The following is a 26,915-nucleotide window of genomic DNA, read 5'->3' on the forward strand; positions in this document are numbered from 1 at the left end:
TACGATCGCGGTATGACCAAGCAGTTCACCCACCTGGACTCACAAGGCGCGGCCCGCATGGTCGACGTCTCAGGCAAGGAGCAGACCTCCCGAACGGCCGTGGCCACCGGGATCCTGCACACGACCGCCGAGGTGGTTGCGCTGTTGGGTACCGACGGCCTGCCCAAGGGCGACGCCCTGGCCACCGCCAGGATCGCGGGCATCATGGCCGCGAAGCGCACCTGGGAACTGGTCCCGCTCTGCCACCCGATCGCCCTGTCGTCGGTGGTCGTGGACCTGGCTCTGGCCGACACCTCGGTGTTGATCACAGCCACGGTCCGCACCACCGACCGCACCGGGGTGGAGATGGAGGCCCTGACCGCGGTCTCCGTGGCCGGCCTGACCCTCCACGACATGGTGAAGTCGGTCGACCCGGCCGCCTCCCTGGACGCGGTCCGCGTAGAACGCAAGGAAGGCGGCAAGTCAGGCCTGTGGGTGCGCCCGTGAAGGCAGTGGTGATCACCGCCTCCAACCGCGCCGCAGCCGGCGTCTACGCCGACCGCAGCGGCCCGATCATCGTCGACTGGCTCACCTCACGAGGCTTCGCCGCCTCTTCCGTCGTGGTGCCGGACGGCGACCCGGTCCAGCAGGCGCTGACCGAAGCGCTGTCCTCGGGCGCCGACCTGATCCTGACCACCGGCGGCACCGGCATCAACCCGACCGACCGCACCCCGGAAGCCACCCGCTCGATCCTCGACTACGAGGTGCCCGGCCTGGCCGACGCCATCCGCATGTCAGCCTGGCCCCGCGTGCCGGGCTCCGTGCTCTCCCGAGGCGTGGCGGGCGTGGCGGGCCGCACCCTGATCGTGAACCTCCCCGGCTCGACCGGCGGCGTCCGGGACGGCCTGGACGTCCTGGCCAACGTCGTGGAGCATGCCCTCGACCAACTGCGCGGAGGTGACCACGAATGAGCGTCGTCCTGAGGGCGGTCGTGACCGAGGAACCCTTGTCGGTGGAGGAACACGCCGCCCTGGTCACCTCCGACCGAGCCGGAGCGGTGGTGACCTTCTCCGGCGTGGTCCGCGACCACGACGGCGGTCGCTCCGTCCTGGAACTCGAATACCACTCCCACCCGTCAGCGGGCGACGTGGTGACCGAGGTGGTCGAGTCGCTGGCCGCGAAGTACCCCGGCGTCCACGGCATCGCCGTCTCCCACCGGGTGGGCCCGCTGAAGATCGGTGACGTGGCCCTGGCCTGCGCGGTGGCCGCAGAACACCGCAAGGAAGCCTTCTCCCTGTGCGCGGACCTGGTGGACGAGGTCAAGGCCCGCCTCCCGGTGTGGAAGCGCCAGGTCTTCTCGGACGGCAACGACGAGTGGGTCAACTGCCCCTGACTGCCCGGCCAACGGCGAAGCCGAAGCACCCCGCGTGGCGATGCGAAGCGAGCCGCGCAGACCTATGCACGCTGGGAAGCGGTAATTTCCGGTACCCGACCGCCCCGATCGCAATCGTCGCGAAGCGGCGACGATATGACTCCGCTCGTCAAGGCCTGCGCAACCTCGCTGGAACCGCAACGGAACCCGCACTGGCGCCCCCTCCGCTGGAACCGCCACCCAACCGCCGAACCGGACGACCGAAACCCCATGAACACAGGCAGGGACCTCACCGCCGGGGGGTAACGGTGAGATCCCTGGTCCTGCATCAGCCCACGACACAAGCGGGACTGCAATTCATCGTCCGAAATTCCGAACTCAGATGGCGATCTTGTCGCCCGGGAAGATCAGATCCGGGTTCGTGATGAACCCCTTGTTCTTCTCCACGATGGCCTCCCAGCCACCGGCGACCTTGTTGGCCTCGGCGATCTTCGACAGCGTGTCGCCGGGCTTGATCTCGTAGTTGCCGCCGGGGTTCGACTTCGAGCCCTCGAGCGCGACAACCGGCGCCTGCTGCACGGGCGCCTGGCGCTGCTGCGGCTGAGCCTTGCGCTGCGGCTGAGCCTGCTTCTGGGCAGGCGCGGTCTTGCCCACGTAGGCGCCGATGCGCTTGCTGCACGACGGCCACGCCTGGGGGCCCTGCCCGGCCAGCACGCGCTCGGCGACAGCGATCTGCTGCTCGCGGCTGGCGTTGGCCGCGCTGCCCTGGCCGCCGTAGGCGTTCCAGGTCTGCTGCGTGAACTGCAGACCGCCGTAGAACCCGTTGCCGGTGTTGGCGGCCCAGTTGCCACTGGCTTCGCACTGCGCGAGTGCGTCCCAGTCCATTCCAGGGGCGGCGTTGGCGGTGCCAACGGCCAGGCCCAGAGGGGCGCCGGCGATGATGCCGACGGCCGCGACCTTGGCGATAGTGCGAGCGGCGGAACCCTGCTTGCCCTGCTTGCCTCGGTTGAAAGCCATGTGCCTCTCGGTCCACCACACCTGCGGCCAGGAACTCGGGTTCGGGAGCCCGGTACGTCCCTGCGTCCCAGTCCGGCGGTTTCTCTCGCTCGGGGTTGTTCCGGAGAACCCTCGGACTGGGTTCGGTGCTCGGTCCTCCGGTCTTGCTCGTGGTTGGTCGGGACCAACCGAGGAGCGACCGTACGTAACCGACGGCGAGCTCGCCAAACGTATCAGGCTGTGATGCGCATCACAGTAACGTTTTGGAACGTTGTGCGGAGGCTACAAAAGCGCAGCTCAAAGGGGTCGTTATCGGTTCGTTTCCACACTGATATCGGTCGAGATCTATCACGCAAAGTGAGGTATCGCTCACGCCTGTTCGGCCGATCGGCGACACGCCGCGAATCGACTCGTCGCGCGGGAAATTGGGCAACATGAACACATGAGGATCGACGCGTTGCGCGAGGCGCTGGCGGCCAGACCCGGCCAGCCGGTGCCGTTCGACGAGCTGATCGACGCCGTCTGGGGCGATGACAAGCCGTCGAACCCGAAGGGCGCGTTGCGCAATCTGGTGCAACGGCTTCGTGCGACCGACCAGGTGGTCACCGAGCCCGCGGGCTACCGGCTCGTGCTGCGCAAGCCCGGTCCCCACCAGCTGCCCGCCGACCTGCCGGACTTCGTCGGGCGCGCGGACGAGATCGAGGCGGCGCTCGCGTCGACCGCTCCGGTGCTCGCGATCACCGGGCCGCCCGGTGTCGGCAAGACGTCGCTCGCGGTCCACGTCGCCCACCGCTTGGGCGAGCAGTTCGCCGACGGTCAGCTCTACGTGAACCTCCGCGCCTTCTCTCCTGGTGCGCCGGTCACGCCGGAACAGGCCGTGTCGCGGTTCCTCCGGGCGCTCGGTGCCGAGGAGGTCCCTGTCGACCTGGCCGAGCAAACCGCGCTGTACCAACGGATGACCGCCGATCGCGCGGTGCTGGTCGTGATCGACAACGGCACCCGTGAACTGATCGGCCCGCTGCTGCCGGCCGGGCCGTCGTGCCGGGTGATCGTCACCAGCCGCACCGACCTGCCGGAGCACGAGCAGATCCGGATCGGTGTCTTCGACCACGGCGAGGCGCAGGAGTTGTTGGCGCACTTGCGAATCGGCGGCAGCCGCACCGAGCGGGCCGAGCTCGCGCGGCTCTGCGGGCACCTTCCGCTCGCGTTGCGCATCGCCGCCGCGAACGTCGCCTACGGCCACCTGCCCGACTACCTGACCGAGCTGCGCGGCGACGACCGGCTCGACGTGCTGGAGATCGAGGGCGACGCGGCGGTGTGGGCGACCTTCGACCTGTCGTACCGCGCGCAAACCGAAGCGGCGCAACGGTTGTTCCGGTTGCTCGGGCACGTGCCGGGTCCCGACTTCGGGGTCGCCGGCGCGACGGCGTTGCTCGGTGAGGACGCGACCGCCGAGCTCGGCCGGCTCGTCGACGCGAACCTCGTGCAGCGCGCCGGCGACCGGTATTCACTGCACGACCTGCTCCGGATCTTCGCGATGCGGCTGGCCCGGCCGGAACTCGGCCGCCTGTACGACTACTACCTCGTCAACGCGGACGCTGCCGGCCGCGTGCTGCACCCGGAGTTCCGCAGGTTGAAGTTGCCGCCGGTCGCGGACGCCGTGCCACGGCACGACTTCGGTGACTCGACCGCGGCGGTCGCGTGGCTGGAGGCGGAACGGGCGAGCGTCGTGGCCGCGATCCTCGCGGCGGGGGACCGGCCGGTGGCCTGGCTGCTCACCGATGCCATGCGGGCCTACTTCTACTTCCACAGCCTCCTCGTCGACTGGGTCGCCTCGGCACAGGCGGGGCTGCGCGCGGCCCGTGCGCTCTCCGACCGCGCCGCGGAGGCCGCCATGCGCGGCTCGCTCGGCCTCGCGCACTGGCGCGGCGGCCAGTTCGCCCAGGCGCAGGCCGAGTTCGAGGAGGGCATCGCGCTCGCGCGGGAGCTCGGCGACGAGCAGGTGCTCGGCTCGTTGCTGATCAACGCGGGCATCGTGCACTGGGAGTGCGGCAGGCTCGGCGCGGCCGCCGACGCCCTGCGCGAGTCGCTGCGGATCATCGGGGAGAACCCGCCCGCGGTGTACAACCTCAGCGGCATCTACATGGACCTCGGGCCGCTCGACCTCGCCGTGTCCTACGCGCGGGACGTCGCGAGGCTGTCGATCGAGCAGGGCGTGTCACGCGGCAAGGCCTTCGCGGAAGGGCACCTCGCCGACGCCTACATCCTCATCGGCGACGTCGAGCGCGCCGCGGAGCACCTCGACGCGCTCGTGCCGGTGCTCGACGACCCGGCGCTGGGAACGGTGTTCGTCATCCGCATGCTCGACACCCGCGCGTTGCTCGACCTGGAACGCGGCCGCAGTGCCGACGCGGAAGCCCACGCCAACCGGTCCCTGGAGCTGGCCGTCGAGTGCGAGGACCCGAAGTCGGAGGGCGACGCCCACAACACGCTCGGCCTGGCGGCGTACGCGCAGGGCAGGGTGGACGAGGCGGTGTCGCACCACCAGCAGGGGCTCGAGCTCTGCCGCAAGGTCGGCTACCTGCGGGGTGAGGTCGACGCACTGACCGGCCTGGCCCGCACCCAGCGCGCGCTCGGGCACCTCAGCGAGGCGTTCGAGCACGCCGTCGAGGCCGTGACAGCCGCGGAACGCGGGCAGCTGCGCGTCCGGCAGGTGCCCGCGCTGGCCGAACTGGCCGAGATCCACCGGGCGATGGGCGACGAGGAGGAAGCCGAGCGGGCCCGGTGCGAGGCCGTGGAGCTGGCACGGGTGACCGGACGCCGGGCGTGGGAGCTGAAGCTTGCTCAGCCACCCGCGAACGGCGGCAGCACGTCCAGCTGAGCCCCGGCGGGCACACGCGTCGACGTGTCCCGCACCGCGACGCCGTCCAGCAGGAAGCTCGACGCCGCGAGGACCTTGCCGAGCTGCTCGCCGTGCCGTTCACCGATGGCGCTCACCACGAGCGCCACGGTGGGCTCCGAGGTGTCGAGCACCAGGTCCTCGTCGGCCACCCCGGCCGCGGCCCGCGCGCCCGCGAAGTAACGGATCTTCACGGCGGTCGTCACGGCGCTCACTGTCATCCTCCGATGGAGCTCATGGGGCGGTCGGGCTGGTGGAAACCTGCCTCGTTGATGCCGTGACCGGCCGCCTTGGCCCACATCGTGGCGCGCCAGGCGTCGGCGATCGCCGAGTCGGGGGAGCCGTCGCGCAGCAGCGTGCGCAGGTCGGTCTCGCCCTGGCTGAACAGGCAGTTGCGGATCTGGCCGTCGGAGGTGAGCCGGGTGCGGTCGCAGGCGGCGCAGAACGGCCTCGTCACCGACGCGATCACGCCGACGGTCGCGGGGCCGCCGTCGACCAGCCAGCGCTCGGCCGGCGCACCGCCGCGAGGGGTTTCCGAGGGCGTGAGCGTGTACGCGGACGAGAGCATCGTGAGGATCTCATCGGCCGTGACCATGTTCGTGCGCTTCCAGCCGTGCTGCGCGTCCAGCGGCATCTGCTCGATGAACCGCAGCTGGTAGCCGTTCTCGACGCAGAACCGCAGCAGCGGGACCGCCTCGTCCTCGTTCACGCCACGCATCAGCACGGAGTTGACCTTCACCGGTTCCAGCCCCGCCGCGCGGGCGGCGTCGAGGCCGTCGAGCACGTCCGTGATGCGGTCGCGCCTGGTCAGCGTGGCGAAGCGGTCGGGTTCGAGGGTGTCGAGCGAGACGTTGATCCGGTTCAGGCCGGCGTCCTTCAGCGACTGGGCGCGCCGGGCGAGCCCGATGCCGTTCGACGTCATCGACATGCGCGGACGCGGTTCCAGCTCGGCCGTCGCGGCGATGACCTGCTCCAGGCCGCGCCGCAGCAACGGCTCGCCGCCGGTGAAGCGGATGTCCGTGATGCCCAGGTCGACGACCGCGATCCGCATGAGCCGGATCAGCTCGGCGTCGGTGAGCAGCTCGTCCTTCCGCAGCCAGTCGAGGCCCTCTGCAGGCATGCAGTAGGTGCAGCGCAGGTTGCAGCGGTCTGTCAGCGACACACGGAGGTCGGTCGCGACCCTGCCGAACCTGTCGACGAGCAGCGGCGTGTCCGGTCGTGCGGACGCGTCAGGCGTGCCGCGTACGACGGGTAGTCCCAAGTCCACTGCTGTCACCTTATTCAGGGTAATCAACATCCCCCTGTCGATGACTCCAATAACGAGGTTTCTCACGTTCCGCCCGTTGGAGCACTGTCACAAGGAATTGTCTTAGCGGCTAAGATGTTCGGCATGGAACCTGAGGTGCTGGAAAGGTTCACCTGGTACATGCGCGAGCACAGCGCGCTCACGATCATGTTCCACACGAAGGTCGCCGAGCAGATGGGCCTGTCCGCGACCGACGAGAAGTGCCTCGATCTCGCCATCCGGGCGGAGGGACCCCTCACCGCCGGTCGGATCGCCGAGCTGTCCGGCCTCTCCACGGGTGCCGTCACGGGCGTCATCGACCGCCTCGAACGTGCCGGCTATGTCCGCCGTGTCCGTGATCCGCACGACCGCCGCAAGGTGTTGGTCGAGGTCACACCCGCGGAGTTCGTGAAGTTCGGCCACCTCTTCGAGAAGGCTCAGGCCAGCCTGGTCGAGGTGCTCAGCCACTTCGACGAGGCCGAGCTTCAGGTGATCGAGCGTTATCTCCAGCTCCAGGTGGAGACGTTCCGCAAGCGCGTGATCGATACTTAGACCCATGTGGCACTACTTGATGGACATGGACGGTGTTCTGGTTCACGAGGAGCACCTGATCCCCGGCGCCGACGAGTTCGTCGCGGAGCTGCGCGCTTCCGACACCCCGTTCCTCGTGCTCACCAACAACTCCATCTACACGCCACGGGACCTGCGCGCGCGATTGCAGCGCACGGGCCTGGACATCCCCGAGACGTCGATCTGGACGTCCGCGCTGGCCACCGCCAGGTTCCTCGACTCGCAGCGCCCGAACGGCTCGGCGTTCGTGATCGGCGAGGCAGGCTTGACCACCGCGCTGCACGAGATCGGCTACGTGCTGACCGACCGCGACCCGGACTACGTGGTGCTCGGCGAGACCCGCACCTACAGCTTCACCGCGATCACCAAGGCCATCCGCCTGGTCGAGGAGGGCGCGAAGTTCATCGCGACCAACCCGGACGCGACCGGGCCTTCGAGGGAGGGCTCCTTGCCCGCGACCGGCGCCGTGGCGGCGTTGATCGAGCGCGCCACCGGCCGTGAGCCCTACTACGTGGGCAAACCGAACCCGTTGATGATGCGGTCGGCGTTGCGTGCGCTGGGCTCGCACTCGGAGAACGCTCTCATGATCGGTGACCGGATGGACACCGACGTGCGATCGGGCCTGGAAGCAGGCCTGTCGACCATCCTCGTGCTGTCCGGGATCTTCACCTCCGAGCACGCCGAGATGTACCCGTACCGGCCGACGCGCGTGCTGAAGTCGATCGCCGAGCTCGTCGGTCACTCTCAGGACCCGTTCGGTGACTGGGCTGGCCACTGACTCGCGAGGGTTAATCGCTTATCGTCGCGGACGTGGACACGGATCGACGCCCGATGTACGTCGTTGGCGACGTGCACGGGCACCTCGCCGAACTGACCAGAGCCCTGCACGTCGCCGAGCTGTGCGACGAGGAGGGGCACTGGACCGGCGGTGAGGCCGAGCTGTGGTTCCTCGGCGACTTCGTGGACCGCGGTCCCGACGGTGTCGGCGTGATCGATCTGGTCATGCGCCTGGGCGAGGAGGCGGCGCAGGCGGGTGGCGCGGTCAACTCGTTGATCGGCAACCACGAGGTGCTGCTGCTCGGCATGCACCGGTTCGGCGACGAGCAGGTGCCCGACAGCGCGGGGCCGCGGTCGTTCGCGCGCAGCTGGCTGCTGAACGGCGGGTTGCGCAGCGACCAGGACCGGCTGACCGACGCGCACGTCGAGTGGCTCACCAGCAGACCCGTGCTGAAGCTGCGCGACGACCACCTGCTGATGCACTCCGACACGGCGGCCTACCTCGAATGGGGGTCCTCGATCGAGGAGGTCAACGAAGCCGTTCGGCAGGTGCTCAAGGGCGACGATCTCGTCGACTGGTGGGAGTGCTGGCGCAAGATGACGACGCGCTACGCGTTCCGCGGTCCGCAGGGTCCGGAAATCGCAGACGAGCTGCTCGCGACACTCGGCGGCAGCAAAATCGTGCACGGCCACAGCGTCATCGCCGACCAGCTCGGGGTGCCGCCGGAGCAGATCGACGGGCCTCTCGTGTACGCCGACGACAAGGTCCTGGCGATCGACGCGGGCCTCTACAGCGGCGGTCCGTGCCTGGTCGTCCCCTTGCCATACACCGGAGCCTGACTACGGTCAGGCCCATGACCGCCAGCTACTCCTCGGGCACCTCAGCCGCCCCGCTGCTGGGCGACACGATCCACGCGAACTTCGCCGCGGCCGTCGCGCGCTTCGGCGACCGCGAGGCACTTGTCGACAAGGCCACAGATCGCCGGTGGACCTACACCGAGCTGTCGGCGGAAGTCGACAAAGCGGCAGCCGGACTCACGGCGCTGGGCGTGCGCAAGGGTGACAGGGTCGGCATCTGGGCGCCGAACTGCGCCGAGTGGGTCTTCGTGCAGTACGCGACGGCCCGGATCGGCGCGATCCTGGTCAACGTCAACCCGGCGTACCGGGTGCACGAGCTGGAGTACGTGCTGAACCAGGCCGGGATCCACACGCTGGTGTCCGCGCGCACCTTCAAGACTTCCGACTACGCGGCCATGATCGAACAAGTGCGGCCGAGATGTCCTGAGCTGAAGAACGTCGTCTTCGTCGACGATCCACAGTGGACCGAAGGTGGGCTGCCGGACGTCGAGCTGGACCGCGACGACCCGATCAACATCCAGTACACGTCCGGCACGACGGGCTTCCCCAAGGGCGCCACGCTCTCGCACCACAACATCCTCAACAACGGGTACTTCGTCGGGGAGTTGCTGGGCTACACCGAAGACGACCGAATCTGTGTCCCGGTCCCGTTCTACCACTGCTTCGGAATGGTGATGGGCAACCTCGCCGCCACCAGCCACGGCGCGTGCGTCGTGATCCCCGCACCGGCGTTCGACCCGGCGAAAACCCTTGCGGCGGTTCAGGAAGAGCGCTGCACCAGCCTCTACGGCGTGCCGACGATGTTCATCGCCATGCTCGACCTGGTCGACGGCTACGACCTGCCGTCGTTGCGCACCGGCATCATGGCGGGCTCGCCGTGCCCGGTCGAGGTGATGAAGCAGGTCGTCGAGCGCATGGGCATGCGCGAGGTCTCCATCTGCTACGGCATGACCGAAACCTCCCCGGTGTCAACGCAAACGCGCGTCGACGACTCGCTGGACCGGCGCGTCGGGACGGTCGGGCGGGTCGGCCCCCACCTCGAGGTGAAGATCGTCGACCCGGAGACGGGCCTCACGGTTCCGCGAGGGGTGCCGGGGGAGCTGTGCACGCGGGGCTACTCCGTCATGCTCGGCTACTGGAACGAACCCGAGAAGACCGCCGACGCGGTGGATCGGGCGGGCTGGATGCACACCGGCGACCTCGCCGTGATGGATGACGACGACTACGTGAACATCACCGGGCGCATCAAGGACATGGTCATCCGCGGCGGCGAGAACATCTATCCGCGCGAGATCGAGGAGTTCCTCTACACGCACCCGGATGTGCTGGACGCCCAGGTGGTCGGCGTGCCCGACGCCAGGTACGGCGAGGAGCTGATGGCCTGGGTCCGCCTGCGCGAGGGTGCCGCGCCACTGACCGCCGAGGCGGTGCGGGAGTTCTGCATCGGGAAGCTCGCGCACTACAAGATCCCGCGGTACGTGCACGTCGTGGACGAGTTCCCGATGACCGTCACCGGCAAGATCCGCAAGGTGGAGATGCGGGCCAAGTCCGTGGAGCTGCTGGGACTCGACGACAGCACCCGGCACGCCTGATCCCAGGGGGCGCCTCAGGGTGCGGCCGGGGTGATCACCGATGGGCGACGGCGGCTCGGCGCAGCAAAGTCGACGCCATGCGCAAACGCCTTACTGCCGCCGTCCTGGCCGCGACTTTCACGGTCAGCGCGGCGTTTCCCGCCACGGCTGCCACCGGTGACCTCCTGGACGGGTTACCTGACGACATCGTCGCGGGCGCGCTCGTCAGGCAGGACGGCGCCGGCGCGGCGGCCGGCCCGGTCACCGCCGACGCGCACTTCCGGATCGGCAGCGTCACCAAGGTGTTCACCAACACCGTGGTGCTCCAGCTCGTCGCCGAACACCGCGTCGACGTCGACGCCCCCGCGCGGCGCTACGTCCCCGGCCTGCTGCCGTCCCAGTACGACGGCATCACCGTGCGCCAGCTCCTCAACCACACCAGCGGCCTGCCCAAGCCAGCCGCGACCCCGAGCCCGGCGGACGGTCCTGGCTGGTGGCTCAGGTCCGTGCCGCCTCGTGACGCCCTGCGCGACTCGTTCGCCGCGGCCACCGGCACGCCGCCGGCACCCGGCTCCGAGCAGCAGTACAACGGGCTCAACTCGCTCGTCCTCGGCCTGCTCGTCGAGGAGTTGACCGGCCACTCGTACGCCCACGAGCTGGAGTGGCGGATCATCCGGCCGTTGCGGCTGCGGCACACGAGCCTTCCCGCCGCCGACAACACCACGATCCCGTCACCCCACGCGCGGGTGTACGTCAACGGCGACGAGGTGACCGAGCAGAGCCCGTACCCGTGGGCGGAGGGCGGCGTGATCTCCACCGCCGCCGACCTGGACCGCTTCCTCGTCGCGCTCTTCCGCGGCCGCCTCCTGCCCCCGGCCCAGCAGAAACTGCTGTTCGAGGTGCCGGACGTGCCGGGAGCCGCGACGAACACGCGGTACTGCTTCGGCACCGCGGCCTGCTTCAGCGCCGGCAGCCTGATGCGCTACCGGCTCGCGAGCGGCGAGTACGCGTGGGGCAAGACCGGTTCGCGTCCAGGCTGGGACAACGGGTTCTTCGCCACGCGAGACCTGCGGCACCGCGTCGTGTACTCGCTGAACCCGACCGGACGGGGGTCCGATCTCGACCACGTCATGGCGATCGTGACCGCCGGACTGTCCGACTAGGACAGGTTCGGCTCGACCACCTTCAGAGCCCTCCGGCTCGGCGAGGTAGGCCTCCCGAGTGGACGGCGTAACCGTTCTTGAACTGGTGCTCGGTGAACTGCCCTGGGTCGAACTGCCGGCACGCGGCGGCGAGCACGACGAGGCGCGGGGTGTTCACGGAGCGGAACCGTCCCGCAGATCAACGACCTCAGCAGGGTTATGAACAGGTGAAAGGCCTCTTGCGAATGCGGTGTGACGCGCGCAACATCGTGGGATTCCGTCGAAGGAGGCGCCCATGCTCACCGCCACCAGGACAACGACGATGCTGCCCGTAGAAGACGCCGAGCGTGCCGGGCACTTCTACTCGGACAAGCTCGGTCTCAAGCCCATCGCCACCTCACCGGACGGCACGCGGATCTTCGCGCTCGGCCAGGGCGATGCGCTGGGACTGATGCCTGCGGAGAAGGGTGCGCAGACCGCCCACACGGTGCTCAGCTTCGAGGTGTCCGACCTCGATGGTGAGATCCGCGAGCTCGAGGACAAGGGCGTGCGCTTCGAGGACTACGACATGCCCGACCTCAAGACCGTCAACCACATCGCGGTCATGGGCAACGAGCGCGCGGCGTGGTTCTGCGACACCGAGGGCAACATCCTGTGCCTGCACGAGCTGTCGGGCGAAGAGGCCTGACGGCGCGTGCGTGATGAGGGCTCCCGCTCCTCTCCCCCGATGAGGAGCGGGAGACCCGTCACGGCACCTCGACGATCTCCTTGCCCAGCGGCACCAGCGAGACCTTCACCAACTTGAAGTTGGCGAGGCCGAGCGGGATGCCGAGGATCGTGACGCACAACGCGATGCCGGTGACGATGTGGCCGATGGCGAGCCAGAACCCGGCCACGACGATCCAGATCACGTTGCCCAGCAACGACCCGGTGCCCGCGCCCGGCTTGTCGACCACCTCGCGGCCGAAGGGCCAGAGCGCGTAGTTCGCGATCCGGAACGACGCGATGCCCCACGGGATCGTGATGATCAGGACGCAGCAGATGAGGCCGGCGACCGCGTAGCCGACGGCCATCCAGAACCCGGCGAGCACGAGCCAGATCACGTTCAGGATGAGGCGCATACCTCCAATCTAGTGGCGTGGCAGTCAGCCTCTGTCCCTTCTCTGTCGTTCATCACGAACTGGTGGTGTGAGGTGACCTGCTGAGCGGCGATGGTCGGCTGTCGCGGTACTGGCCCATTTCGTCTCTAAGCTCACGGCATGAAGTGGGGTGTGATCGCAACAGGCGGCATCGCGCAGACTGTGACCGCCGACATGCTGAAGGTCGAGGGCGTCACCGTTCTCGCGGTGTCCTCACGCGAGAGGAGCCGGGCCGAGGCGTTCGCCGAGAGGTTCGGCATCGAGCGGGCGTACGGCGACTACCGCGACCTGCTCGCTGATCCCGACGTTGAGGTCGTCTACGTCGCGACGCCGCACGGGCAGCACCGGGAGGTCACGCTCGCCGCGCTCGACGCCGGCAAGCACGTGCTGTGCGAGAAGGCCTTCGCGCTCACGGTCGCCGACGCGGAGGAGATGGTCGCGAAGGCGAAGGAGAAGAACCTCTTCCTCATGGAAGCCATGTGGACGCGGTTCAACCCGTTGATCCGCAAGGTGCACGAGGCCGTGCGCAACGGGGAGATCGGCGAGATCCGCTCCATCCGCGCGACCTTCGGCTTCGCGCTCCCCTTCGACGCGAACCACCGGCTCTGGGCGAAGGAGGCGGGCGGTGGCTCGTTGCTCGACCTCGGCGTCTACCCGGTCGCGCTCACGCACATGCTGCTCGGGGTTCCCTCGGAGATCCGCGCGTGGGGCGGCAAGGCGCCGTCCGATGTGGACTCGGACGCGGGTCTGCTGCTCGGGTATCCCGGCGGGGCCCACGCGTTGCTGAGCTGCTCGCTCGTCGCGAACCTCGGCTGCACGGCGGACATCGTCGGCACCGAGGGGCGGATCGACCTCGCCGAGCCGATGTTCGCCGCGACGAAGGCGACGATCAACGGGGTCGAGCACACCATCGAGGACGAGGGCTACCAGCACCAGATCCGCGCGGTCGAGGAGTGCATCGCCGCGGGGCTCGTGGAAAGCCCGTTGATGACCTGGCAGAACACGGTCGAGATCATGCGTACGCTGGAGGAGGCGTTGCGGCAGATCGGCGTTTCCTACGCGGACACCGTCAAGTAGATCAACGCCGCGTTCAGCACGACCACCGCGAACGCCACGCAGCACGCGGAAACGGTGACCGAGCGCCGGTTCGTGTACGGACCCGTCAACGGCCGGCGCGCGGTCAGCCAAAGGCACCACCGGTGCTCACGTCTCCAACGTGGCCTTGGCGACCCTGACGACCCCGTCGATCGCGCTGTCGAGGTCGCCGCTCGGCATCAACAGGTGGCTCAGCGCGAGCCGCACCGTCGTCTCCGCCGTGAACCGCACGCGCCTGCCGGGGAAGTGCGCGCTGAGGTGCCGCTCGACGACCTCGGTCGCGTGGAACAGCACGGGGTGGCCCCGAGTGGTGAGGAACGGCAACAGGTCCTCGGCGTCCTGCCCGGTCAGCACGGCCGAGACCAGCCGGTCCTTCTCGGTCTGCTCGAACGTGAAGCGGAACGCCGCTCGCATCGCCTCCCACGGGTCGGGGTCCTGGCCGAGCCGGCTGTCGATCCCGGCGAGGTACTCCTCTGTCCGATGCGCCGCGACGGCCTGGACGAGCCCCTCCTTGTTGCCGAACTCGTTGTAGACGGTCTGCCTGCTCACCCCGGCGCGGCTCGCGACCTCGATCATGCGCAGTCCGTGGAACCCGTGGGCGGCAAGCAGGTCCGCGGCCGCGTCCAGCAAGAGCTCGGTGATGTCGCTCACGCTGCCAGCTTTACACAGATATGGTTTTTGTACAGACGTAGAGTGGGGTTCTGTGCCGTTCACAGTGGGCTTCGACCTCGACATGACCCTCATCGATCCCAGACCGGGCATGGCGGCGGTGATGAACGAAGTGGGTGCCCGCACCGGCCATCGGCTGGACGGCGAGCACTTCGCGTCGAACCTCGGCCCGCCGCTGGACATGATCTACCGCGACATGGGCGTGCCCGAGGAGGAGATCCCGGACCTGATCACGCTCTTCCGCGCGTTGTACCCGGAGGTCGTGATCCCGGCGACGGTCGCGCTGCCCGGAGCGTCCGAAGCGCTGAAGTCCGTTCGCGAGCTCGGTGGCCAGACCATGGTCGTCACCGGCAAGTACCGCAAGAACGCCGCGCTGCACCTCGAAGCGCTGGGCTGGGAGGTCGACCACCTCTACGGCGAGCTGTGGTCGACAGGCAAGGCGGAGTCGCTCAAGCTGCACGGTGCGTCGGTCTACGTGGGTGATCACATCGGCGACATGCACGGAGCCGAGGCCGCGGGAGCGCTGGGCGTCGGTGTGGTGACGGGCCCCTGCTCACGCGCCGAACTGGCCGGGGCGGGCGCCGCGGTCGTGCTGGAGGACCTGCGGGAGTTCCCGGAGTGGCTCAGGACTTCTTCCGGCGTGCTTTCCTGATCACCGCGACGATCCCGAGCGCCAGGCCGATCGCCGGCAGGTAGGTGGCGGTGACGTTCAGCCAGAGCGGCAGGTCGCTGTGGCCCGTGGCGAAGAGCACGAAGACCGCGATGATCGCCAATACGCCGACGGCGAACAGGCCGATGGCCAGCGGCAGCAGCTTCGAAGCGGTCATGCGGGCAGCGTAGTCGCGCTAACGGAGGTGCCTTCCGCCTGGTGTTCTGGCTACTCTGGTGAGACGCGTCCTGGGTACGCCTGGGGCGCGTTCGTTGTGCTTCAAGCAAGGGAATGGTGAGCGCGGTGCCGACCGGCAAGGTCAAGTGGTACGACACGGAGAAGGGCTTCGGATTCGTCACCCAGGACGGTGGCGAGGACGTCTACGTCCGCAAATCCGCGTTGCCTCCGGGCGTCACCGGTTTGAAGGCCGGCCAGCGCATCGAGTTCGGCATGGCGGAGGGCCGCCGCGGTCCGCAGGCGCTGTCCGTGCGCCTGGTCGACCCGCAGCCGTCCGTCGCCGAGGCACGGCGCCGTCCCGCCGAGGAGCTGCACGGCCTGATCGAGGACATGATCAAGCTCCTCGAGAACAAGGTGCAGCCCGACCTGCGCCGCGGCCGTTACCCGTCCGACAAGAAGAACATGAAGCTCATCGCCGAGGTCGTCAGGGCGGTGGCGCGGGACCTCGATCCGTAAAAAGATCAGCGCATGTCTGATGCGGACCGGATCGTCGAATTCGTCTACGAGGTCGGCCAGCTCAAACGCCTGCCCAGAGCGGGGTGGCTCTTCGCCGGGGTGTCCAACCCCGAGTCGGTGGCCGCCCATTCGTTCCGGGTGGGCGTTCTGGCGTACGCGATCGCCGTCCAGGAGGGCGCGAACCCGGACCGGGCGGCGACCCTCGGCCTCTTCCACGACGTGCCGGAGGCGCGGATCGGCGACATCCCGTACGTCGGCAAGCTCTACCTCGACGTGAAGATGCCGCCGGAGGACGTGGCCAGGGACCAGGTGAGGAACCTGCCCACGCCGCTGGCCGCGCACATCGAGCAGCTGATCGCCGAACACGAGTCGGCGAAAGGCGACGACCACACGCCCGAGGCGCGCTGTTCCCGTGACGCCGACAAGCTGGAACTCCTGCTGCAGGCGCGCGAGTACCAGGCCGCCGGCGTCACGAAGATGGAGCGCTTCATCCAGACCATGCGGGCATCGGTGGTCACCGGCACCGGCAAGGCGCTGATGGACAGCGCTCTGCGGATCGTGCCGAGCGAGTGGTGGGAAGCCTTCGGCAAACGCTAGTCGCTTTGCCGTACGCGGGGCCCTTTCGTACTCCTGGAGAGTACGAAAGCTCCCCGCGTACTGTCAGCGAGCGACGTCGACGACCCAGGAGCCGCGCATGAGCGGCTGGCCGGTCTCCAGCACCGCGCCGGCCGCCTCGTGCACCTCGATGCGCAGCAGCTGGTCGTTCTGGTTCGGCACGGCCAGCGTGTAGGAGAAGTTGTCGCCCTTGCCGAGCAACGGCGAGCTGCAGCCCTCCTGGACGCGAGCGGCGTTCTCGTACACGCACACGACCTCCCAGAGGCCGTCCGCGAGCTGCCCGTCCACCGAGATCTGCACGACCTTGCCCGGCGGCACCTTCAGCGTGCCGGGAGCGTTCTTCTCGGCGCAGTTCGAGCCCTGGATGTCGCAGTAGATCGTCGGCTCGAGCCGGATGGTCCTGCCGTTCGCGTAGAACGTGACCTCGGGGTCGTGCCCAGGCAGGGAGCATCCGGTCAGCACGAGAGCGCTGGCGGCCATGACAGAAGCAAGTCGACGCACGTCAGGCAGCCTACGGGGTGGCCGGAACGCGCCTGCGGACGAGCCTGTGCAACGACGTGCCGTTGCGGTAGAGCCACGTTTGGGCGAGGCCCAGCGCGAGCAGCGCGGCCAGCACCAGGAAGCCGATCCAGAACGTCGCGGGCAGCAGCACGCCCAGCGCGCCGCCGAAGACCCACGCGAGCTGCAGGATCGTCTCGGAACGGCCGAACGCCGACGCGCGCGACTCCTCCGGCAGGTCGTCCTGGATCACCGCGTCCAGGCTGATCTTGGCCAGCGAGGACGCCGTGGCGCCCAGCAGCCCGACGATCGCGGCGGTGACCAGACCCGGCAGAGCCGCGGCCACGATCGTCGCGGCGAGCGCCGTGCCGACGCACGCGAGGATCACCTCGTCCGGTTTGCCGAAGTGCTGGCGCGCACCGATCGCGTTGCCGAGGAAGCTGCCCGCACCCGCCGCGCCGGCGATCACGCCCAGCAGCAACAGTTGCTCGAACGCGTCGCCCTCGGTCTGCGCCCGCACCACGAAAGCCGCGAACAGCGTCAGGAACCCGGTCAGCATGCGGATCGAACCGTTGCCCCACAACGCGACGACGACGTGCCGGGACACGGGGTGCTTGGCGGGCCTGGACCTCAGCGTCGCGGGCACCTCGCCCTCGGTCACCTCGACCCACGACGGGATCCGCATGCACAGCCACGCGTTCACGAGGCACAGCACCGCGGTGAACCACAACGCGCCCGGCGAGCCGAAGACCTTCGCGAACCCGGCGGCGAACGCACCGAACACCGCACCGGCCGCGAGACCGAAGACGGTCATGCGCGCGTTGGTCTTCGACAGCGTGATCTCCGGCGGCAGCACGCGCGGGGTGATCGCGGACTTGAGCACCGTGAACGACTTGCTGAGCACCATGCTGCCCAACGCCGCCGGATACAGCAGCCAGTCGTCGAAGTGCAGCGCCATCACGATCGACAGGATGATCCGGAGCACGCACGACGCGGCCAAAGCCAGCCGCCTGCCGCGCTGGATCCTGTCCAGCAACGGCCCGATCACCGGTGCGATCAACGCGAACGGCGCGACCGTGATCAGCAGGTACAGCGCGACCTTGGTCTTGGACTCCGCCGACGCCGCCGAGAAGAACAGGGTGTTCGCCAGCGCCACGGCCATCGCGGCATCGGCGGCGTAGTTCATCATCACCGCGTAGGTGACCGATGCCATGCCGGACTTCTTGGCGCCGTCGGCGTGGGCCGCGCGCCGGAACGCCGCGACCGCCTGCTGCGAGAGTTGCTTGCTGCGGAACCAGGCGACGCGCGTGACGGTGAGCTTCTTCGGCGGCTTCGGCGTCGGAGTGGTCTGCTGATCTTCGTTCGGCAGCGGGCGCGTGTTCTGCGGACGTTTCGGCGGAGGCTGGAAACCGTGCTCGGACGCGGGGCGAGAACGCTGCCGCGGCTGGTACTCGTCGTCCTGCCACGGGTAGCGCTTCGGAGTCGGCTGGTCACTCCACCCGCGGTCGCCCGTCACACCGTCAATCCTGCCCCATCCCGTTGAACCTCACCCGGAAGACGGTCGGCCAGTTCTTGCCTGTGACCAGGAACTCGTTGGTGCCGGGGATGTGCGCGATGCCGTTCAGCACGTCCACGTCGGGCTCGGACGGCTTGAGCGACGCGAGGTCGTAGGTGTTGATCACCTGACCGTTGGCGGGGTCGATGCGGACGATCTCGTCGGTCTTCCACACGTTCGCCCATACCTTGCCGCCGACGCATTCCAGTTCGTTCAACTGGGTCAGCGGCTTGCCGTCGCGGGTGACCTGCACGGATCCGGTCTCGTTGAACGACTTCGGGTCGCGGAAGGTCAGCTTCGCGCTGCCGTCGCTCATGATCAGGCGCTTGCCGTCGTCGCAGATGCCCCAGCCCTCGCCCTGGTAGGAGACGCGGCGGATCTCGTTCAGCGTCTTGCGGTCGCGTTCGATGGCCACGCCGTTGCGCCAGGTGATCTGCCAGATGGTGTCGCCGACGACGGTGATGCCTTCGCCGAAGAAGTCCTGCGGAAGATCGACTTTCTTCTGCACGTTGCCGCTCGACGGGTCGAGCGCGCGCATCGTCGACTGGCCCTCCAGACCGGTGCCCTCGTAGAGGACGCCGTCGACGAGTTCCAACCCCTGGGTGAACGCCGACGTATCGTGAGGGATCTTCTGCAGGACTTCTACCTGCGGTTTTGCTTCCTGCTGAGTCGAGCAGGCGGCCAGAACCGCGACGATGACCAGCCAGACGGGTGAGCGCACCCCACGGAGGGTGGCACGAGTTTTCGTCCCGGCGAAGACCTGCGGCACAATTCACCACGTGAACGCCACGCAACTGCTTGCCGACGCCGTTGACCTCGCCCGCGCCGCCGCGCAGGAGGAAGCCGGGTTGGAACGCGTCGGTGCTCATGTCGGTGTGCTCGCCGAGGACGAGTTCTCGGTGACGCACCTGTTCGAGGCAGAGCACGCGGGTTATCGCGGCTGGAACTGGGCCGTGACCGTCGCCTACGCGGGCGAGGGCACGCCGGTGTCGGTCAGCGAGGTCGTGCTGCTGCCCGGCCAGGACGCTCTCGTCGCGCCCGAGTGGGTCCCGTGGAGCGAGCGGGTCCGCGCCGGCGACCTCGGTGTCGGCGACCTGCTGCCGCCCCGCGAGGACGACCCCCGCCTGATCGAGGCGTACGTGCAGTCCGACGACCCCGCCGTCGAGGAGGTCGCGCTGGAGATCGGCCTCGGCCGCACGCGCGTGCTGTCCCGCGAGGGTCGCCTCGACGCTGCGGAACGGTGGTACTCCTCCGACTTCGGGCCGCGTTCGGACATGGCCCGCAGCGCCCCCGCGCACTGTGGGACGTGCGGCTTCTACACCCGCGTGGCCGGTGCGTTCGGGGCCGCGTTCGGCGTGTGCGCGAACGAGATCTCGCCCGCGGACGGCCACGTCGTGCACGTCGAGTACGGCTGCGGCGCGCACTCCCAGGCCGAGGTCGAGATGGGCTCGATCGTCCCGGTCGCCGATCTCGTGTACGACGACGCGCAGCTGGACGTCTCGGAGTGACCGACCCGTTCGGCACCGAGGCCCTGCGCACCTCGGTCATCGCCGCATGGCGCGGGTCGCCCACCCGCTTCCGCGAAGACGCGAACGCTGAGGAAGATCTTCGTCTCGGTGGCTACCGGGACCGCCTGCTCGTCGAGCTCGCCCAGAACGCCGCCGACGCGGCGGGTGCCGAGCCGGGTGTGTTGCGGATCACCCTGGTGGACGGTGAGCTGCGTGCCGCCAACACCGGTGCGCCGCTGACCGCCGCCGGTGTCGCCGCGCTGGCGTCGCTGCGGGCCTCGGCCAAGGAGTCCGGCGTCGGCCAGTTCGGTGTCGGGTTCGCGGCCGTGCTGGCCGTGACCGACGCGCCGCGCGTGATCTCGACTTCCGGTGGCGTGGAGTTCTCCGCCGCACGGACCCGCGCCGAGGTGCCGGAGCTGGCCTCCGAGCGCGGTGGCGACGTTCCGGTGCTGCGCCTGGTCTGGCCCTGCGACGAGCAGGTGCCGGAAGGCTTCACGACCGAGGTCCGGCTGCCGCTGAAGGTCGACCTCTCGCTCGACGACCTGGCCGCCGAGGTGCCCGACCTGCTCATGGCGCTGCCGGGGCTGCGCCGCATCGAGCTCGGTTCCCAGGCGTGGGAACGGTTCGTCACCGCCGACGGCGTGGTCACCATCGGCTCGACCCGCTGGCTCGTCGAGCAGGCGTCCGGTCAACTGCCCGCGGAGCTCGTCCAGGGCGTCGAGCACCGTCCTGAGTGGACGATCACCTGGGCGTATCCGCTGGACTCCGAGCTCGGCGAGGACGTGCTGCACGCGCCGACCCCGACCGACGAACGGCTGTCGCTGCCCGCCCGCCTGATCGCGACCGTGCCGGTCGAGCCGTCGCGCCGCCGGGTCCTGCCCGGTGCCGCCGCGTGGTCGGTGCTGGACGCCGCCGCCGCGGTGTACCCGGCGCTGGTGGCGCGGGTGCCTGCCGTCGAACGCACCGCGCTCGTGCCGCTGCCGGGCTTCCCGCTGTCCGAAGTGGACGATCGACTGCGCACCGCCGTGCTCCGCGAGCTGCGCGCCGCCTCGTGGCTGCCGCTCGCGTCCGGCGAGTGGATCGCTCCCTCCCGGGCCCGTGTGCTCGACGTCGGCTCCGAGGAGCTCGTCGAGCTGGTCGAGGACGCGCTGCCGGGGCTGCTGGACGCCGAGTTGTCCGCGCCGGTGCACGCGAAGGCGTTGGCAGCGCTGGAGGTTCCGCGAGTTTCCACCGCCGAGGTCGTCGCCGCGCTGGCCGGTGTCGACGGTGATCCCGGTTGGTGGCGTGACGTCTACGCCGCCTTCGAGCCGCTGGCTGAGGTCGACCCGGACGTTCGCGAGGCCCTGCAGTCGTTGCCGGTGCCGCTGGCCGACGGCCGCACGGTCACCGGGCCGAGGACGACGTTGATCGCCGACGAACCGTTGCCGGGGCTGCGGATCGTGCACCCCGACGCCGTGCACCCGTTGCTGGTCCGGCTGGGCGCGGTCGAGGCCGGTGCCTCCGAGCTGCTGGCCGATCCCTCGTTGCGGGAGAACGTCGCCCGGTCGCTGGAGGACGCCGAGGCGGGACTCGACGGCGACGACCTGATCGAGACGGTGCTGCGCCTGGTCGACCGCGCGGCCTTGCGTGCGGGTGAGGAACCGTGGCTCGGCGCGCTGGCGTTGCCCGGCGCTTCCGGTGAGTGGCACCGCGCGGACGAGCTGCTGCTGCCCGACTCGCCGTTGGTCGGCGTGGTCGAGGCGGACGCGTTTCCGCTGCTGTCCAAGGAGATCGCCGACGCGTACCCGCGGGCCGCGCTCATCGCCGTCGGCGTGGTCGACAGCTTCTCCCTGGTCGTCGACGAGGAGCCGGCCGGGCCCGACCACGACCTGCCGGACGAGTCCGCGTGGTGGTCGTCGATGCCGGACGAGCCTCGCCGCGTGGTGGCCGTCCGCGATCTGGATCTCGTCGCCGACTGGCCCGCCGCGTTGCGGTTGCTGGCGTCCGATCCGGTGACCTGGCGGGCGGTGACCGAGCCCGACGGGTACACCGGCTGGTGGATCGCCCGGCACGCCTCGCTGGCGGGCAAGGCACCGCGCGAGTACCGACTGGCCGAGGCCACGTTGCTGGACGGGCTCTTCGACGCCGTCCCCGATCTCGAACTTCCCGAGCACGTGCTGCGTGCCGCCGGCGTCCGCTCCCGCCTGGAGATCTGGGACGACGACGATGCCGAGTTCGTCCTGGAGCGGCTCGGCGATCAGGGCAGGGCCATCGCGGACGCGGTCGTGCTGCGTGCGCACGCGGCGTTGCCCGAAGGCGACTTCGCGCCGCCCGAGCGGGTGCGGGTGCTGTCCGGTGAGGTCGTGGCCGCGGACGACGTCGTGGTGCTCGACCACCCGTGGCTGCTGGGAGTCGCGCCGCCGTCCCGCGTGCTGCTCGCCGACGGCTCGGAGGAATTGGCCGATCTGCTGGACCTGGCCCTCGCCTCCGAGGAGTTCGACGGCTCTCCGGATCACGTCGGTGAGGTCGTGCAGTGGCACGACCTCGGCGCGGTGCGGATGGCGTGCGAGCTGCTGGAGGTCGCGCTGCCCGACGGCGTTGTCGTCGTGCACGACCAACTTCTCGTCGACGGTCGACGCGTCGAGTGGTGGATGGCCGACGGCGTGCCGCACGCCGCGGACACCCCGGAGGGCCTGGCGCGCGCCCTCGCGTGGGTGACGCAGCGCTGGGAGGACCGGCACACGTTCGCCGCGCTGATCACCGACCCGACGGCGGCGACCCTGCTGGGCTGACGTTATCGGGGATAACAACTCCTCGTTTCCATCGCTAATATCCGTGCTAACGTTGATCGCGTATCGGCGCTAACGTTGAGTGCGGGGAGACATGGTGGAGAAGCTGCGCATCGTCGGGCTCGAAGAGCACGTCCTGCTCCCGGTCGTGCGGGACGCGTGGGCGAGGGCGGGGCTCCAGCCGCACCGCTACCCGGACGATCATCCCGTCACGCGGCGGCTGCGCGACGTCGGTGAGGGGCGCCTGGCCGACATGGACGACCAGGGACTCGACGTCGCGGTCTTGTCGCTGGCCAGTCCGGGCGTGCAGAACCTCCCAGCCGCGGAGGCCGTGCGGGTCGCGCGGGAGGCCAACGACGCGCTCGCCGAGATCGTCGCGGCTCACCCGGAGCGGTTCCAGGCGTTCGCGGCCATCCCGACCGCCTCGCCGGACGCTGCCGTGGCCGAGCTGGAACGGGCCATCGGAGAGCTCGGTTTTCGCGGTGCCATGTTGTACGGGCGGACCGGTGACAAGCCGGCCGACGCGCCGGAGTTCGACGACCTCTACGGTGCGGCCGCGCGGCTCGGTGTTCCGCTGCACTTCCACCCGCAGGCCCCGGTGGCAGCGGTGCAGGAGGCCTACTATTCGGGGCTCCCCAACGGGTTGGGGCCCGTGCTCGCCACCGCAGGGCTGGGTTGGTACTACGACCTGGGCGTGCAGTACCTGCGGATGATCTTCTCCGGCGTGTTCGACCGGCACCCCGAACTTCAGGTGATCGCGGGCCACTGGGGCGAGGTCGTCCTGTTCTACCTCGACCACGTCGGCTTCCTGCAGGAGATGGCGGAGCTGCGGCAGCCGTTGATCGACTACTTCCGGCAGAACTTCTGGATCGCCGGCAGCGGCACGGTCAGCGAGCGTTATCTGCGCTGGACGGCGGAGGTCGTCGGCACCGACCGGATGCTCTACTCGACCGACTACCCGTACACGTTCGGCACGCGGCCGGCCGGCTTTCCCTACCTGGACACCAGTGGAGGCACGGCGAGGGCGTTCCTCGAACGCGCGCCGTTCAGCGACGAAGAGAAGGCTGCGATCGGGTCGGGGAACTGGGAGCGGCTGACTCGTCGGGCTTCTTCCTGAGCGGCGGGATGTCGCCGCGCCTCATCAGGATGATCCACGCGGTGATCGTCACGAGCATCGACACCGCGCCGCCGACGATGATCGGCGCGCGGCCGTTGATCTCGCCCAGCCAGCCCATCAGCGGGCCGCCGACGGGGTTTCCGCCCAGGAACACCAGCATGTAGATGCCCATGACCCGGCCGCGCATCTCGGGTTCCACGGCCAGCTGGATGGTCGCGTTCGCGGTGGTGTTGAAGGTCATCATCGCGACGCCCACCGGGATCATCGTCAGTCCCGTCAGGAGCATCGTCGGCATCACCCCCGACACGATCTCCAGCAGCCCGAACACCAGACCGGAGCCGATGAACACGGTCATCCTGGGTGTCTTGCGCCTGGTCGCCATCGTGGCGCCCGCGAAGGTGCCGACCGCGATCAACGTCGACAGCAGGCCGTACGCGTCGGCGTCGCCACCGAAGACGTTGCGGGCCAGGATGGCCAGCGTCATGTAGAAGTTCATGCCGAACGTCGAGATGAAGAACACCAGCAGCATCACGGCCAGCAGGTCGGGCCGGTGCCGCACGTACCGGAGGCCGGAGAGCAGCTGGCCCTTCTCTCGTGGCACCGGGTCGGAGCGCTGGAGTTGCGACGTGCGCATCAGCCAGATGCCGCCGACCACGCCCACGAAGCTGATGGCGTTGGCCAGGAAGACCCAGCCGGTGCCGATGGCCACGATCGTCACGCCCGCGATGGCCGGACCGACGATGCGGGCCAGGTTGAACATCATCGAGTTGATCGCCACGGCGTTCGTCAGCGACTCGCGGCCGACCATCTCGACGACGAACGACTGGCGCACCGGCGTTTCCACGGCCGAGAAGCAGCCGAGCAGGAAGCAGAGCACGAAGACGTGCCACAGCTGGACGACACCGGTGACGTCGAGCAGGCCCAGCGCCAGCGCGCAGACGGCCAGCGCGGATTCGAGCCACAGCAACAGCTTGCGCTTGTCCATGCGGTCGGCGAGCACGCCGCCCCACATGGACAACAGCAACACCGGCAGGAACTGCAGCGACGCCGCGACGCCCAGTGCGACGGGGGAGCCGTGGGTGAGCTCCAGGACCAGCCAGTCCTGGGCCACCCGCTGCATCCAGACGCCGACGAGCGAGATGATCTGCCCGGACGCGTAGAGGCGATAGTTGTAGATGCCTAACGATCCGAACATTCCGGTACGACGAGGTGGCGGACTGTCTGCTCCACCACCCGCGTACCCGGCCACGTCGTTACTGCCCCGCCATCCTGTCGATGATCTCGGCGGCGTGGGAGAGCAGTTCCCGTTCCTCGGGTTCCAGCTCGGCCAGCCGCTTGTCCAGCCACGCCTCGCGCGCGGTGATCTCGTCTTCCAGGTACGACAAGCCTTCGTCGGTCAGCTTGACGATGGCTTGACGGCCGTCGGTCGGGTGAGGGCTGCGCGTCGCGAAGCCGAACTCCTCCAGGGCGGCGATCACGCGCGTCATCGACGGCGGTTGCACGCCTTCCTTGGCCGCCAGCTCACCCGGCGTCAGCGGTCCGCACTTGTGCAGTGTGGACAGCGCGGACACCTGCGTGAGCGACACCGACGAGTTGGTGCGCTGTGCCCGCAGGCGACGGTTGAGGCGGACGACGGCAAGCCTGAGCTTGCTCGCCAGTCCGTGCTGTTCGGTCGCCACGTAGTTAGCATACCTCACGAAATAGTTTCCTGCCGAAAGGTCAGCTGAGCAGGCTCTGGATCGGTCCCAGCGCGAAGTAGACGACAAAAGCCGCGGCCACGATCCACATCAGCGGGTGGACCCCGCGCGCCTTGCCGGTCAACGCCCGCAGCAGCACGAAACTCACGAAGCCCGCGCCGATGCCGTTCGCGATGGAGTAGGTGAACGGCATGACGACGATGGTGAGGAACGCGGGCAGCGCCACCGTGAAGTCGGCGAAGTCGATCTCGCGGATCTGCATCATCATCAGCGCGCCGACGATCACCAGAGCGGGAGCAGCTGCCTCGATCGGCACGACCTCGTAGAGCGGCGTGAAGAACATCGCCAGCAGGAACAGCACGCCCGTGACCACGTTCGCGAGACCCGTGCGGGCGCCCTCCGCGATGCCGGACGCCGACTCGATGTAGACGGTGTTCGACGAGCTGGACGCGGCACCGCCGGCGACGGCGCCGAGGCCGTCGACGAACAGCGCCTTGCTGACACCCGGCAGCTGACCGTCCTTGTCGATCAGGTCGCCTTCCTTGCCGAGACCGGTCATCGTGCCGACGGTGTCGAAGAAGTCGGTGAGCACCAGCGTGAAGACGATCAACGCGGCGGCCAGCGCCGGGAGCCGCGTCCAGGCGCCGAACGACACGTCGCCGACCAGCGACAGGTCCGGCACGTCGAAGATCTTGTCCGGCAGCGCCGGGTAGCCGAGGTTCCAGCCCTTGGCGTTGGTGCCCGCGGACGGACCGGCCTTGACGATCGCCTCCAGGACGATCGCGAAGATCGCGGTGGAGACGATGCCGATCAGGATCGCGCCCTTGACCTTGCGCGCGAACAGCACACCGGTGACGACGAGCCCGACCACGAAGACCAGCGTCGGCCAGCTCGCGATGGAGCCGTTGATGCCGAGACCGACCGGCACGGTGGTGTTGGCGGCGTCCGGCAGGCGGCGCACGAAGCCTGCGTCGACCAGGCCGATGAACGTGATGAACAGCCCGATGCCGACCGCGATCGCGGCTTTCAGCTCGTTCGGCACCGCGTTGAACACCGCGGTCCGCACGCCCGTGAGCACCAGGAGGAGGACGACCAGGCCGTTGACGAGGATCAGGCCCATCGCCTCCGGCCACGACACCTTGGCCGCGACGGAGACCGCCACGAACGAGTTGATGCCGAGGCCGGTCGCCAGCGCGAACGGGTAGTTGGCGACGAGTCCGAAGAGGATGGTCATCACGCCGGCGACCAGCGCCGTGACCGCGGCGACCTGCCCGACGGGCAGGATGTTGCCGAGGACGTCCGGGTGCGCGCCGGGTCCCGTCGGGGCGAAGCTGCCGATGATCAGCGGGTTGAGCACCACGATGTAGGCCATCGTGAAGAAGGTGACGACACCGCCGCGCAGTTCGCGGGCCACGGTCGAGCCGCGCTCCGAAATCTTGAAGAACCCGTCCAGCATCTGGTCT

30 protein-coding genes are annotated in these 26,915 nt (G+C 69.1%); 17 read left to right on the top strand and 13 right to left on the bottom strand.

Going from position 1 to position 26,915, the window contains the following annotated elements; all coding sequences use genetic code 11:
* The first annotated feature begins 12 nt into the window (after positions 1 to 12).
* Genes moaC through JOD27_RS09685 form a run of 3 tightly spaced genes read left to right on the top strand, consistent with a single transcriptional unit; the run spans position 13 to position 1,372 of the window.
* Positions 13 to 486, top strand: coding sequence for a cyclic pyranopterin monophosphate synthase MoaC (gene moaC / locus JOD27_RS09675; RefSeq protein WP_204761773.1), 474 nt, complete (start codon positions 13 to 15; stop codon positions 484 to 486).
* The gene (locus JOD27_RS09680; RefSeq protein WP_307830033.1) at positions 483 to 950 is read left to right on the top strand and encodes a MogA/MoaB family molybdenum cofactor biosynthesis protein; all 468 of its coding nucleotides are present in this window, start codon (positions 483 to 485) and stop codon (positions 948 to 950) included. The genes moaC and JOD27_RS09680 overlap by 4 nt, the downstream gene beginning before the upstream one ends.
* Positions 947 to 1,372 carry a molybdenum cofactor biosynthesis protein MoaE gene (locus JOD27_RS09685; protein ID WP_204761775.1) on the top strand — a complete coding sequence of 142 codons (426 nt, stop codon included), beginning with the start codon at positions 947 to 949 and terminating at the stop codon, positions 1,370 to 1,372. The genes JOD27_RS09680 and JOD27_RS09685 overlap by 4 nt, the downstream gene beginning before the upstream one ends.
* A gap of 357 nt (positions 1,373 to 1,729) precedes the next feature.
* Here the strand turns inward: JOD27_RS09685 and JOD27_RS09690 are convergent, their stop codons facing one another.
* The gene (locus JOD27_RS09690) at positions 1,730 to 2,368 is read right to left on the bottom strand and encodes a transglycosylase family protein (protein WP_204761776.1); all 639 of its coding nucleotides are present in this window, start codon (positions 2,366 to 2,368) and stop codon (positions 1,730 to 1,732) included.
* Between the two features lie 421 nt (positions 2,369 to 2,789).
* On the opposite strand from JOD27_RS09690, the gene JOD27_RS09695 reads away from it, so the two are divergent.
* Complete coding sequence (locus tag JOD27_RS09695; protein WP_204761777.1) at positions 2,790 to 5,228, top strand: AfsR/SARP family transcriptional regulator; 2,439 nt, start codon at positions 2,790 to 2,792, stop codon at positions 5,226 to 5,228.
* Here JOD27_RS09695 and JOD27_RS09700 read toward each other — a convergent pair.
* Positions 5,192 to 5,467, bottom strand: a complete 276-nt coding sequence (locus tag JOD27_RS09700) for a MoaD/ThiS family protein (RefSeq protein WP_204761778.1) — start codon at positions 5,465 to 5,467, stop codon at positions 5,192 to 5,194. The two genes, JOD27_RS09695 and JOD27_RS09700, sit on opposite strands and share 37 nt — an antisense overlap.
* Positions 5,464 to 6,522, bottom strand: a complete 1,059-nt coding sequence (gene moaA / locus JOD27_RS09705) for a GTP 3',8-cyclase MoaA (RefSeq protein ID WP_372441676.1) — start codon at positions 6,520 to 6,522, stop codon at positions 5,464 to 5,466. Before moaA ends, JOD27_RS09700 begins: the two co-directional genes overlap by 4 nt.
* A 114-nt stretch (positions 6,523 to 6,636) precedes the next feature.
* Between moaA and JOD27_RS09710 the strand changes: the two genes are divergently transcribed.
* The 5 genes from JOD27_RS09710 to JOD27_RS09730 all read left to right on the top strand — a co-directional run bounded on the left by JOD27_RS09710 (position 6,637) and on the right by JOD27_RS09730 (position 11,470).
* The gene (locus JOD27_RS09710) at positions 6,637 to 7,083 is read left to right on the top strand and encodes a MarR family winged helix-turn-helix transcriptional regulator (RefSeq protein WP_204761780.1); all 447 of its coding nucleotides are present in this window, start codon (positions 6,637 to 6,639) and stop codon (positions 7,081 to 7,083) included.
* Positions 7,084 to 7,087: 4 nt separating this feature from the next.
* Positions 7,088 to 7,879 (top strand): HAD-IIA family hydrolase, encoded by a 792-nt coding sequence (locus JOD27_RS09715; protein WP_229812810.1) that lies wholly within the window; start codon positions 7,088 to 7,090, stop codon positions 7,877 to 7,879.
* 53 nt (positions 7,880 to 7,932) lie between these two features.
* Positions 7,933 to 8,718: a metallophosphoesterase gene (locus JOD27_RS09720; protein WP_204762051.1), complete on the top strand. Its 786-nt coding sequence runs from the start codon at positions 7,933 to 7,935 to the stop codon at positions 8,716 to 8,718.
* Between the two features lie 14 nt (positions 8,719 to 8,732).
* The gene (locus JOD27_RS09725) at positions 8,733 to 10,328 is read left to right on the top strand and encodes an AMP-binding protein (RefSeq protein WP_204761781.1); all 1,596 of its coding nucleotides are present in this window, start codon (positions 8,733 to 8,735) and stop codon (positions 10,326 to 10,328) included.
* A gap of 77 nt (positions 10,329 to 10,405) precedes the next feature.
* Positions 10,406 to 11,470: a serine hydrolase domain-containing protein gene (locus JOD27_RS09730; RefSeq protein WP_204761782.1), complete on the top strand. Its 1,065-nt coding sequence runs from the start codon at positions 10,406 to 10,408 to the stop codon at positions 11,468 to 11,470.
* Positions 11,471 to 11,492: 22 nt separating this feature from the next.
* On the opposite strand, the gene JOD27_RS45900 is transcribed toward JOD27_RS09730, so the two are convergent.
* Positions 11,493 to 11,627 (bottom strand): hypothetical protein, encoded by a 135-nt coding sequence (locus tag JOD27_RS45900; RefSeq protein WP_275591608.1) that lies wholly within the window; start codon positions 11,625 to 11,627, stop codon positions 11,493 to 11,495.
* A 117-nt stretch (positions 11,628 to 11,744) separates the two neighbouring features.
* Here JOD27_RS45900 and JOD27_RS09735 point away from each other — a divergent pair, with 117 nt between their 5' ends.
* Positions 11,745 to 12,137: a VOC family protein gene (locus tag JOD27_RS09735; RefSeq protein WP_204761783.1), complete on the top strand. Its 393-nt coding sequence runs from the start codon at positions 11,745 to 11,747 to the stop codon at positions 12,135 to 12,137.
* Between the two features lie 58 nt (positions 12,138 to 12,195).
* On the opposite strand, the gene JOD27_RS09740 is transcribed toward JOD27_RS09735, so the two are convergent.
* Entirely contained in the window at positions 12,196 to 12,570 is a 375-nt protein-coding gene (locus tag JOD27_RS09740) for a YccF domain-containing protein (RefSeq protein ID WP_204761784.1), read from the bottom strand.
* 138 nt (positions 12,571 to 12,708) lie between these two features.
* On the opposite strand from JOD27_RS09740, the gene JOD27_RS09745 reads away from it, so the two are divergent.
* Positions 12,709 to 13,665, top strand: coding sequence for a Gfo/Idh/MocA family protein (locus tag JOD27_RS09745; RefSeq protein WP_204761785.1), 957 nt, complete (start codon positions 12,709 to 12,711; stop codon positions 13,663 to 13,665).
* A 126-nt stretch (positions 13,666 to 13,791) separates the two neighbouring features.
* Here the strand turns inward: JOD27_RS09745 and JOD27_RS09750 are convergent, their stop codons facing one another.
* Positions 13,792 to 14,334: a TetR/AcrR family transcriptional regulator gene (locus tag JOD27_RS09750; RefSeq protein WP_204761786.1), complete on the bottom strand. Its 543-nt coding sequence runs from the start codon at positions 14,332 to 14,334 to the stop codon at positions 13,792 to 13,794.
* Between the two features lie 52 nt (positions 14,335 to 14,386).
* Between JOD27_RS09750 and JOD27_RS09755 the strand changes: the two genes are divergently transcribed.
* Positions 14,387 to 15,004: an HAD family hydrolase gene (locus JOD27_RS09755; protein WP_204761787.1), complete on the top strand. Its 618-nt coding sequence runs from the start codon at positions 14,387 to 14,389 to the stop codon at positions 15,002 to 15,004.
* Here the strand turns inward: JOD27_RS09755 and JOD27_RS09760 are convergent.
* Entirely contained in the window at positions 14,976 to 15,179 is a 204-nt protein-coding gene (locus JOD27_RS09760) for a hypothetical protein (RefSeq protein WP_204761788.1), read from the bottom strand. The two genes, JOD27_RS09755 and JOD27_RS09760, sit on opposite strands and share 29 nt — an antisense overlap.
* A 125-nt stretch (positions 15,180 to 15,304) precedes the next feature.
* On the opposite strand from JOD27_RS09760, the gene JOD27_RS09765 reads away from it, so the two are divergent.
* On the top strand, positions 15,305 to 15,694 hold the full coding sequence (locus JOD27_RS09765) for a cold-shock protein (RefSeq protein WP_189255522.1): 390 nt from the start codon (positions 15,305 to 15,307) through the stop codon (positions 15,692 to 15,694).
* Between the two features lie 12 nt (positions 15,695 to 15,706).
* Positions 15,707 to 16,291, top strand: coding sequence for an HD domain-containing protein (locus tag JOD27_RS09770; RefSeq protein WP_204761789.1), 585 nt, complete (start codon positions 15,707 to 15,709; stop codon positions 16,289 to 16,291).
* A gap of 63 nt (positions 16,292 to 16,354) precedes the next feature.
* On the opposite strand, the gene JOD27_RS09775 is transcribed toward JOD27_RS09770, so the two are convergent.
* The 3 genes from JOD27_RS09775 to JOD27_RS09785 are packed head-to-tail and all read right to left on the bottom strand — an operon-like array spanning position 16,355 to position 19,083.
* Positions 16,355 to 16,810, bottom strand: a complete 456-nt coding sequence (locus JOD27_RS09775) for a DUF2771 family protein (RefSeq protein WP_204761790.1) — start codon at positions 16,808 to 16,810, stop codon at positions 16,355 to 16,357.
* Positions 16,811 to 16,820: 10 nt separating this feature from the next.
* The gene (locus JOD27_RS09780) at positions 16,821 to 18,323 is read right to left on the bottom strand and encodes an MFS transporter (RefSeq protein ID WP_307830035.1); all 1,503 of its coding nucleotides are present in this window, start codon (positions 18,321 to 18,323) and stop codon (positions 16,821 to 16,823) included.
* A 4-nt stretch (positions 18,324 to 18,327) separates the two neighbouring features.
* Complete coding sequence (locus tag JOD27_RS09785) at positions 18,328 to 19,083, bottom strand: glutaminyl-peptide cyclotransferase (protein WP_204761791.1); 756 nt, start codon at positions 19,081 to 19,083, stop codon at positions 18,328 to 18,330.
* Positions 19,084 to 19,141: 58 nt separating this feature from the next.
* On the opposite strand from JOD27_RS09785, the gene JOD27_RS09790 reads away from it, so the two are divergent.
* The 3 genes from JOD27_RS09790 (at position 19,142) to JOD27_RS09800 (ending at position 23,755) form a co-directional block, all read left to right on the top strand.
* On the top strand, positions 19,142 to 19,870 hold the full coding sequence (locus JOD27_RS09790; RefSeq protein ID WP_307830036.1) for a DUF3027 domain-containing protein: 729 nt from the start codon (positions 19,142 to 19,144) through the stop codon (positions 19,868 to 19,870).
* Positions 19,867 to 22,641, top strand: coding sequence for a sacsin N-terminal ATP-binding-like domain-containing protein (locus tag JOD27_RS09795; protein WP_204761793.1), 2,775 nt, complete (start codon positions 19,867 to 19,869; stop codon positions 22,639 to 22,641). Before JOD27_RS09790 ends, JOD27_RS09795 begins: the two co-directional genes overlap by 4 nt.
* Positions 22,642 to 22,732: 91 nt before the next feature.
* A complete protein-coding gene (locus tag JOD27_RS09800; protein ID WP_204761794.1) occupies positions 22,733 to 23,755 on the top strand; it encodes an amidohydrolase family protein in 1,023 nt (340 codons plus the stop codon).
* On the opposite strand, the gene JOD27_RS09805 is transcribed toward JOD27_RS09800, so the two are convergent.
* From JOD27_RS09805 to JOD27_RS09815, 3 genes are read right to left on the bottom strand one after another with little or no spacing between them, the layout of a single operon-like run.
* The gene (locus JOD27_RS09805) at positions 23,685 to 24,950 is read right to left on the bottom strand and encodes an MFS transporter (RefSeq protein WP_204761795.1); all 1,266 of its coding nucleotides are present in this window, start codon (positions 24,948 to 24,950) and stop codon (positions 23,685 to 23,687) included. The two genes, JOD27_RS09800 and JOD27_RS09805, sit on opposite strands and share 71 nt — an antisense overlap.
* A gap of 58 nt (positions 24,951 to 25,008) precedes the next feature.
* Positions 25,009 to 25,434, bottom strand: coding sequence for a MarR family winged helix-turn-helix transcriptional regulator (locus JOD27_RS09810; RefSeq protein ID WP_307830037.1), 426 nt, complete (start codon positions 25,432 to 25,434; stop codon positions 25,009 to 25,011).
* Positions 25,435 to 25,474: 40 nt separating this feature from the next.
* Complete coding sequence (locus JOD27_RS09815; protein ID WP_204761797.1) at positions 25,475 to 26,908, bottom strand: NCS2 family permease; 1,434 nt, start codon at positions 26,906 to 26,908, stop codon at positions 25,475 to 25,477.
* Positions 26,909 to 26,915: the final 7 nt, after the last annotated feature.

It is taken from the genome of Lentzea nigeriaca, assembly GCF_016907955.1.
Lineage (GTDB): Bacteria > Actinomycetota > Actinomycetes > Mycobacteriales > Pseudonocardiaceae > Lentzea > Lentzea nigeriaca.

What these genes read in the sequence shown, in the direction of transcription:
- JOD27_RS09800 (WP_204761794.1), top strand. Translation starts at nt 22,733, where the DNA reads ATGGTGGAGAAGCTGCGCATCGTCGGGCTCGAAGAGCACGTCCTGCTC.
- JOD27_RS09710 (WP_204761780.1), top strand. Translation starts at nt 6,637, where the DNA reads ATGGAACCTGAGGTGCTGGAAAGGTTCACCTGGTACATGCGCGAGCAC.
- JOD27_RS09700 (WP_204761778.1), bottom strand. Translation starts at nt 5,467, where the DNA reads ATGACAGTGAGCGCCGTGACGACCGCCGTGAAGATCCGTTACTTCGCG.
- JOD27_RS09685 (WP_204761775.1), top strand. Translation starts at nt 947, where the DNA reads ATGAGCGTCGTCCTGAGGGCGGTCGTGACCGAGGAACCCTTGTCGGTG.
- JOD27_RS09695 (WP_204761777.1), top strand. Translation starts at nt 2,790, where the DNA reads ATGAGGATCGACGCGTTGCGCGAGGCGCTGGCGGCCAGACCCGGCCAG.
- JOD27_RS09720 (WP_204762051.1), top strand. Translation starts at nt 7,933, where the DNA reads ATGTACGTCGTTGGCGACGTGCACGGGCACCTCGCCGAACTGACCAGA.
- moaC (WP_204761773.1), top strand. Translation starts at nt 13, where the DNA reads ATGACCAAGCAGTTCACCCACCTGGACTCACAAGGCGCGGCCCGCATG.
- JOD27_RS09770 (WP_204761789.1), top strand. Translation starts at nt 15,707, where the DNA reads ATGTCTGATGCGGACCGGATCGTCGAATTCGTCTACGAGGTCGGCCAG.
- JOD27_RS09730 (WP_204761782.1), top strand. Translation starts at nt 10,406, where the DNA reads ATGCGCAAACGCCTTACTGCCGCCGTCCTGGCCGCGACTTTCACGGTC.
- JOD27_RS09745 (WP_204761785.1), top strand. Translation starts at nt 12,709, where the DNA reads ATGAAGTGGGGTGTGATCGCAACAGGCGGCATCGCGCAGACTGTGACC.
- JOD27_RS09815 (WP_204761797.1), bottom strand. Translation starts at nt 26,908, where the DNA reads ATGCTGGACGGGTTCTTCAAGATTTCGGAGCGCGGCTCGACCGTGGCC.
- JOD27_RS09725 (WP_204761781.1), top strand. Translation starts at nt 8,733, where the DNA reads ATGACCGCCAGCTACTCCTCGGGCACCTCAGCCGCCCCGCTGCTGGGC.
- JOD27_RS09735 (WP_204761783.1), top strand. Translation starts at nt 11,745, where the DNA reads ATGCTCACCGCCACCAGGACAACGACGATGCTGCCCGTAGAAGACGCC.
- JOD27_RS09690 (WP_204761776.1), bottom strand. Translation starts at nt 2,368, where the DNA reads ATGGCTTTCAACCGAGGCAAGCAGGGCAAGCAGGGTTCCGCCGCTCGC.
- JOD27_RS09740 (WP_204761784.1), bottom strand. Translation starts at nt 12,570, where the DNA reads ATGCGCCTCATCCTGAACGTGATCTGGCTCGTGCTCGCCGGGTTCTGG.
- JOD27_RS09760 (WP_204761788.1), bottom strand. Translation starts at nt 15,179, where the DNA reads ATGACCGCTTCGAAGCTGCTGCCGCTGGCCATCGGCCTGTTCGCCGTC.
- JOD27_RS09805 (WP_204761795.1), bottom strand. Translation starts at nt 24,950, where the DNA reads ATGTTCGGATCGTTAGGCATCTACAACTATCGCCTCTACGCGTCCGGG.
- JOD27_RS09715 (WP_229812810.1), top strand. Translation starts at nt 7,088, where the DNA reads ATGTGGCACTACTTGATGGACATGGACGGTGTTCTGGTTCACGAGGAG.